The following is a 1,701-nucleotide window of genomic DNA, read 5'->3' as shown; positions in this document are numbered from 1 at the left end:
GAGCGACATGAGAGCGGGGCGTTCCGTGGCCCTGGGGGCGGCTGTGGGCTTGGTGTTCGTGGTGATCGTCGAGATCGCCGTCTTGGGCTTGTCGGGCTCGACGAGCATCACCACCGATGTCGCAGCGACGTTGAGCATCTGGTTCCTCTTCGCCGTCGTCAGCGCTGTGGCCCTGACCGCACCGCGGTCGGTGCAGGAAGAACTCGACGAGCCATTGGCCGGGGGACCGGCCCCGCCGGGATTGTCGGAGTACCCGGCAGGAGGCGAGGAACCTCGCAGGCACGGCCGGCCGGGCGCCCGATCTGACGGTCCGGATGAGTCGGGTCCGCCACCTCCCGAGGAAACCGGTGCGCACATGGCGGACGAGTCGATCTGGGAAGCGAGCAACGACGAGCCGGCGTCAACGCAGCCGCCCCAGGACGAGCACTCGGACCCATCGGTCTTCACGGCCCAGACGGCCGCCAACCCCAACACACCGCCCAACGTGTTGGCCGAGATCGCGACGCATCGGCCGGAGTTGCGTCCTCTTGTGGCGCACAACCCCTCGTCCTACCCCGGGCTGCTGGAATGGCTGGACCAGCTGGGCGATCCCGCCGTGGACTACGTGCTACGGCGCCGCTCGTCACGCTGAGGGCGGCGTAGCCAGCCTATCGAAGTAGGGCTTCATGGCGGGGTAGTAGTCGGCGAAGTCCACCTGTGGTGAGTCGTTGCGTGCGGCGACGAGCATGTCGAGGTAGTACTCCCAACCCGGACCGATCTCACCGATCATGTCGGTCGAGTCCAGGTGGTGGATGAGCCGGAGCTCCGTCGAACCGCCGGCCTCGGACAGCAGCAGCTCCATCCGCCATCTGCCGGCCTCGTCAGCCACCGAGACGGTGAGCCGGTTGGGTGGCTCACACGCATCGATGTGCATGTCAGACCACTGTGCCCCTTCTTCGAACGCCATCTGCACCTTGATGGTCTTCCCAGGCCCGGCATCGCCCTCCCAGGGCCCGAACCAGCGAGCTGTACGGTGCGGCTCGGTCAGGCTTGCCCAGACATCGTCTGCCGAGGCGCGAAACGTACGGGTGAGGACCAGGTCAGTTCCAGCGTCGGTGTGGAATAGCGCGCCGGTCGGGGTGGGTGTCATGCGCTGTGCTCCTCAATGTCGTCAAGCTGTGCGGGACTGCGTCGGTCGCGGCGGGTGCGGTAGACCTCTGTCTCCAGTGCGTCGAGGCGGTGCTCCCAGCCGGAGGGCTGGACGAACTGGGTCAGCCACTGCATGAGCTCGACGAGCTTCTCCACGTCGAGCACGTAGAAGCGTTGCCTCCCCACCAGGTGGTCGCTGACCAGACCGCTCGCCCGGAGCACGCGGAGATGGCGGCTGACAGCGGGCCGGCTGATGGAGAAGCGCTCGGCGATCTCTCCCGCGGACAGTTGCTGTTCTCGCAGCATCTCGAGGATCTGCCGCCGTACTGGATCGGCTAGAGCCGCGGCCACCTTCTCCACCCGCAAAGCGTAACCGACGGGTTACGCGTTGTGCAACGCTCGGGTCCTTCGATGCCGCGCCGCAGGATCCTCGGGCATGATCCGGTCGACGCGCTCTCGGTTGCGGTGGCGGCCGCGAAGGTTTGCCGCACTTGTCAGGTAACGGCCAACGTGATCGGTATGTTATAGTTTCGTGATCTCCTGGTTGGGTACCTCGCTGCTGATGTGCTCGAC

At 66.3% G+C, this 1,701-nt stretch carries 3 protein-coding genes; 1 reads left to right on the top strand and 2 read right to left on the bottom strand.

Features of this window, described 5'->3' with window-relative positions; genetic code table 11:
• On the top strand, nucleotides 1-631 hold a 631-nt coding region (locus tag ELR45_RS34300; RefSeq protein ID WP_338069572.1), incomplete at its 5' end, for a variant leucine-rich repeat-containing protein.
• Here ELR45_RS34300 and ELR45_RS00805 read toward each other — a convergent pair.
• Together ELR45_RS00805 and ELR45_RS00800 are read right to left on the bottom strand one after the other, a co-directional pair.
• Nucleotides 623-1,129 (bottom strand): SRPBCC family protein, encoded by a 507-nt coding sequence (locus ELR45_RS00805; protein WP_129662663.1) that lies wholly within the window; start codon nucleotides 1,127-1,129, stop codon nucleotides 623-625. The two genes, ELR45_RS34300 and ELR45_RS00805, sit on opposite strands and share 9 nt — an antisense overlap.
• Nucleotides 1,126-1,488: a metalloregulator ArsR/SmtB family transcription factor gene (locus tag ELR45_RS00800; protein WP_129662661.1), complete on the bottom strand. Its 363-nt coding sequence runs from the start codon at nucleotides 1,486-1,488 to the stop codon at nucleotides 1,126-1,128. The genes ELR45_RS00805 and ELR45_RS00800 overlap by 4 nt, the downstream gene beginning before the upstream one ends.
• Between the last annotated feature and the right edge of the window lie 213 nt (nucleotides 1,489-1,701).

The organism is Phytoactinopolyspora endophytica, from assembly GCF_004138495.1.
GTDB lineage: Bacteria > Actinomycetota > Actinomycetes > Jiangellales > Jiangellaceae > Phytoactinopolyspora > Phytoactinopolyspora endophytica.
Note: the sequence above shows the minus strand (reverse complement) of the source record. Positions and strands in the feature narration are given on the sequence as shown.

Excerpts from the sequence above, each read along its gene's own strand:
- ELR45_RS00805 (WP_129662663.1), bottom strand. The coding sequence starts at position 1,129 with ATGACACCCACCCCGACCGGCGCGCTATTCCACACCGACGCTGGAACT.